Raw genomic sequence first — 5,801 nt, 5'->3', positions numbered from 1 at the left:
TATTTCAACATGCATTTGTTCAATCACATAACTTAAATCTTAATGGCGGAACTGAAAAGATAAAATTCAACTTGGGAATTAATTATTGGAATCAACCTGGTGTTGTTAAATTATATCGTTATGACAGAATAAACTTATTGATGAATCTTGATGCTAAAATTAATGATTGGATAAGTGCTGGCGGACAAGTTAACATAACAAGGGGTGTTAGTAAAGAACCATCATTAGGCGATGAAGAAATATTTTTGGGTTACTTTAATCAAAAACCAACAACCCCCCCACAATTTCCTGACGGTAGATGGGTTTCAACACAATTCCCCGATGAATATTTTACTTGGGGTGCTGCGGAAAAACTGGCCCGTGGACAATCTGTGAAACAGCAATATTTCGGAGACGTACAGGCCTATCTGAAAATTATTCCTGTTGATGGTTTGATCTGGGAAACAAAAGTCGCTACTTCGTACAAACATAGTTTCGGCAAAAATTTTAACAAAGGAAACCACGCCGTTTACGTATATACTACAGAAGAACTCACTGAACCCCAAAATCCAAATAGTAGAAGAGTAGATGTCGATTCCCCTACTTCTTTGTACAACACCTTGTATTCAACAGTGAATTATGAGAAAATTACCCATAAACATCATGTGGAGGCATTGGCCGGATATAGCGTCGAATCGTATAATATTGATAATCTTAGGGCTGGAAGAAGCAACTATCCAACAGATAATTTAGGTGAAATCAATGCGGGGGATTCCTCAACAAGATCAAATTCAGGTAGTTCGGAAGCCTACTCATTGCAATCAGTTTTTGGAAGATTCGACTATAATTATGACGATAAATACTTATTTCAGGCAAACTTAAGGTCTGACTGGTCTTCTAGATTTCCAAAAGGAAATCGGTTAGGTGTATTTCCATCTTTCTCTGCGGGATGGCGTATTTCTAACGAGAATTTCTTTAAAAATTCTACTTGGTTATCAGGTCTAAAATTAAGGGCTTCATGGGGACAATTAGGAAATCAGAATATTGGGGTTTACCCATATCAGGAAACCTATTCTTTAGGTAAAAATTATCCTTTTGACGGATTGGAAGTTGGAGCGCTTCAGGATGGATTAAAAGATCAAAATATTACATGGGAAACAACAACTATCACGGATGCTGGATTTGACATGAATATCAAGAACGGTTTATTCACAATGTCCTTTGATTATTATTATAAACTTACTGATGATATCCTAAGATCTCAGCAGGTAACCGCATTAGTTGGAATGAATGGACCCACCATCAACAACGGTTCGGTATCAAATAAGGGGTTTGAGATTTTGGCAGGACATTCCAAACAATTAAATAAATTAAAATACTGGCTCAATGCAAATTTTTCTTATAATAAAAACACCTTGGAAAAATTTGGATCCACAGAAATAGGGAGTACAACAATTAAGGAAGAAGGTCGGGAATGGAATACTTGGTATTTGTATAAATTTGATGGTGTCTATCAAAATGATGCTGACGCCCAGGCGTTACCTATAAATGGCAACATTATGAAACCCGGAACTGCCAAATTTAAAGACCTAAATGGAGATGGGCAAATTACGAATATTGATAGAACCTATGTAGGGAATAGGATTCCAAAATTTAATTATGGATTTAATTTTGGAATCCAATCGGGTTTTTTCGACTTCTCTGCTTTTATTCAAGGAGTTCAAGGTGTGAAGACTTATCAGAATTTATTCGGAATTGCACCGTTTGTTCAGATGAGCCGTCCTTCCACATTTTGGAGAGATGCCTGGACTACTGAAAATCAAAGTAATACCATCCCTGCATTATATGTTGGCAGGACGGGTAACGTTCTTGATAATTATCCAAATACGTTCTATTTATTCAATGCCTCCTATGTTAGATTGAAAAATATACAGTTAGGCTATAATATTCCTAGCCACATTTTAGAACCTTTTAAGATGTCCTCGGCAAGAATTGCACTCTCTGGTGAAAATCTAATTACTGTTACTAAATATCCAGGACAAGATCCTGAAAGAAACCTAGGAGATGCTTTATACTCAACATATCCTCAAAACAAATCTTATTCAATCGAGATTACTGTAAAATTTTAAACTGAAAAAATATGAAAAAGTATATATTAATTGTATATCTCATAGCTGGAACAATAGGTTCCTGTAGCGATGATTTTTTTGATAAAGAGCCCACTACCAAACTCTCTAGCGGAACATTTTGGAGAACACCAAAGGATGCAGAACTGGGGTTGGCAGGGGTATATAGTACTTTGGGGAAAACTCCAATTGGCACCTCTCGAATAGCTATGCTTGATGCCATTAGTGATAATGGATGGTCTCAATACAACAACGATGATGGGAAATTACAGGAAATTGCAAATGGTATAATTACTGCTCAAACAGGAGGTATTATAAGCGAAATGTGGAATCAACACTATAGTGGGATTGCAGCATGTAATGTTTTTATTAAAAATGTGGAAGATATAACAATGGAAGATACTATTAAAAATCGCTATAAAGCTGAAGTTATGTTTCTTCGGGCTCAGTATTATTTTTGGTTGGCACAGTTCTTTGGAGATGTTCCACTAATATTGGAACAATTGACTATTGAAACTATGAAACAACCTAGAGTAGCATATGCAGATGTAATATCTGCTATATATGGTGATCTTGATTTTGCAATTGCTAATTTACCAGATGAGGCTTACTCAGGACATGCGGTTAAAGCCTCTGCACTTGCACTAAAAGCTAGGATCAAACTCTTTAACGGGGAATTTTCCGATGCAGCACAGGAAGCAAAAGAAATCATCGATGACGGAAAATTTGGCCTTTACAATAAGGACACCCTTTCTTATTTAAATCTGTTTTCCTCGGATGGAGGACAAAAAAATAATCAAGAAATTATTTTTTCCGTCAAATTTTTAAGACCGGACATAACTAATAATATTCAGGAGCGAATGGGAAGGTACACAGCAATGGAGCCATTGGATAATTTTATGGATGAATTTGAAACAGGAGATCTAAGAAAGACTTTAGTTCTTATGGATACTATAAACAATACATGGTGGCCAGCTGGGGTTGCATTGGGAACGCCTTCTTTTAAATCAAATGTGTGGCAATCTCCTACTGGATTTGGAATACGAAAATGGTCCCCAATAAACTACGATTTGATTAAAAGTAACTGGGATGCTGATATCCCATTGATGAGATATGCCGAAGTGCTACTTAATTATGCTGAAGCGCAAAATGAAATTTTAGGACCGGATCAGAGTGTGTATGATGCTGTTAATCAAGTAAGGGCAAGGGCAAATTTGCCCCCCTTAACCGGATTGGATAAGGATTCTATGCGGAAAGCTATCAGGTATGAAAGAAGAATAGAAATGTGTTTTGAAGGTCAAAGGTGGATGGACTTGAAACGTTGGAATCTTGCAGGAAAAGTTATACCTCAAATCCCTATTAATTTTAGGGAACCTAATGGAGCAAAGAGAGTCTGGAAAGATGCATATTATTATTGGCCCGTGCAACAAAACGAGTTGGATAAAGATACTAATCTGAAACAAACCCCCGGTTATTGATAGAGATTGAAAATTTCAATTGATGTTTCGAAAGGTCGGCTTTAATTTGCCGGCCTTTTTTAAAAAAATAAAACAAGATGCCACGGGGCAGCAAAACTATAAGTTCCATTAAATAAAATACCAGTAAATGAAAAGAATCAAACATTTAACATGCTTATTCACTTTTCTATTGTTAGGGTCAAATATCTTTGCTCATTCCTTAGTTCTATCTCCGGATGGACAGATAAAAATAGAAATCTTCAATTTCAAAGGGCAACTTAATTATTCGATAACCAAAAATCGAAATTTGGTAATTGCTCCTTCAAAAATACTGTGGGCCGTTAATTACATCCGTCTTGGTGAAGAAATAACAAATATTGAGATTATTGAGAAGCAATCCGATAGTACTACATATTCCACCCGTGGAACCCACTCACTTGCTATGGACTATTACAACGAAGTATCGTTTCAGGTCAAATCAATTAATAAACCTGATTTCATTCTTAATGTCAAAGTTTTTGATGATGGTGTAGCCTTTCGATATAAGACAATAAATTTTGGTAAAAATATTGTGAATGATTTTACAGCCTTCACAATTCCTGAGAAAACTCATGTATGGTATCAGGATAATATTAATTATTACGAAGGGAAATATCGCGGATTGGATATTGATTCAATTGCATTAGGAGTTAATGCCGGACCTCCGGTTGTGTTGAAATATAATGATATAAAACTTTACGCAGCTATTACTGAAGGAGGATTGATTGACTTTGCCGGAATGGGCTTGAACAAATCGGCACCTCTCACTTTTACGGCAAAATTAAGCGGAACAACACATAAGGAAGGAATGATTGTGACCCCTTGGAGAATTATTTTAATTGGGGATTTAAATTCTTTGGTAAATACTGACATTATCAGTAATGTATCCCCCCCGCCCTCCCCAATTTTGTTTAAAGATGCCGATTCTTGGATCAAACCAGGATTGTGTGTGTGGAGTTGGTTGACCGATTACAATGTTAAAGCAAACTATAAGGTCAATTTTGACGATATGAAAACGTTTTCCAAGTGGGCAGGTGAATTAGGAATTCCTTATAATTTGATCGATGAAGGTTGGAGCAATTGGAATGATAATGGCAAAGATTCCTGGACACTGATGAAAGAATTGGTGGATTATTCGGCTCAACAAAATGTGAAGCTATGGGTCTGGAAAGCTTATCCCGATCGGAAAGGAATCCCTGGGCTGCAAACCCGGGAAAAACGAAGAGAGTTTTTTAAGAAATGTAAGGAAATTGGAATTGTCGGTTTAAAAATTGATTTTTTTGATAATGAATCGCAAGAGATTATTAATTTTTATGAAGAGGCTCTTCGGGATGCAGCGGTATATAAATTGATGATTAATTTCCATGGTTCCAACAAACCGACAGGAATGAGCCGTACTTATCCTAACGAAATGACCCGTGAAGGTATTCACGGATATGAAGGAGGACTGGATACGGAGCAGAATACTATACTTCCCTTAACTCGTTACATAGCGGGGCATGGTGATTTTACCCCTCTTGCTTTTCATAAGCCATTGGCAGGCGAAACTTCATGGGCACATCAAATAGCAACGGCAGTGATCTATACATCTCCTTTGCTTTGTCTTGCTGCAAATCCGGATGATATTTTAGCGAACCCTAACAAAGATTTCATCCGCAATTTACCACCCGTATGGGATGAAACTATTGTGTTGCCACCAAGCGAAATTGGTGAGGTTGTCTTATTTGCCCGCCGTAACGGAGAAGACTGGTACGTTGCGGGATTAACAAATAAAATACAAACAGAGATTCTTGTTGATCTCAAATTTTTAAAAGAATCATCGTATAACGCCCATGTAATTAAGGACAAAAACAATAAATCGGCAATTTCAACAACGAAAGATTTTGTTATAAACCCGACACAGTTCTTAAAAATAAGGATGAATCGGTCAGGTGGTTTCGTTGCAAAATTAAGTCCAAAATAATTCTATTACCTTATTTAATTTTTAAATAAACAAAAACATCTATCATGCGGAAATTATTAAATGGTATTTTATCCCTGTTACTGCTAACAACGAATTTAGATGCTCAAAAAACCGAGCGGGAACGGCCAAAAGAATGGAACGATTTAGTTTATGGCGGACGTTTTAAATTTTGCAGGCGGTATTTGATTTAGCAAGGTAAGAAAACCGGCAAGGGCGAGCCAAAAAACTCGTAGATTT

3 protein-coding genes are annotated in these 5,801 nt (G+C 36.6%); all 3 read left to right on the top strand.

Features of this window, described 5'->3' with window-relative positions; all coding sequences use genetic code 11:
• A partial coding sequence (locus tag QSE00_RS05595; RefSeq protein ID WP_286105223.1) for a SusC/RagA family TonB-linked outer membrane protein occupies positions 1 to 2,108 on the top strand: 2,108 nt, incomplete at its 5' end.
• An 11-nt stretch (positions 2,109 to 2,119) separates the two neighbouring features.
• Positions 2,120 to 3,583 carry a RagB/SusD family nutrient uptake outer membrane protein gene (locus QSE00_RS05590; protein WP_286105222.1) on the top strand — a complete coding sequence of 488 codons (1,464 nt, stop codon included), beginning with the start codon at positions 2,120 to 2,122 and terminating at the stop codon, positions 3,581 to 3,583.
• A gap of 127 nt (positions 3,584 to 3,710) precedes the next feature.
• Positions 3,711 to 5,564 (top strand): glycoside hydrolase family 97 protein, encoded by a 1,854-nt coding sequence (locus QSE00_RS05585; protein WP_286105221.1) that lies wholly within the window; start codon positions 3,711 to 3,713, stop codon positions 5,562 to 5,564.
• Positions 5,565 to 5,801: the final 237 nt, after the last annotated feature.

This window comes from Arenibacter flavimaris, from assembly GCF_030291335.1.
In the GTDB taxonomy this organism is placed as follows: Bacteria; Bacteroidota; Bacteroidia; order Flavobacteriales; family Flavobacteriaceae; genus Arenibacter.
This window is presented reverse-complemented; position numbering and strand designations above follow the sequence as displayed.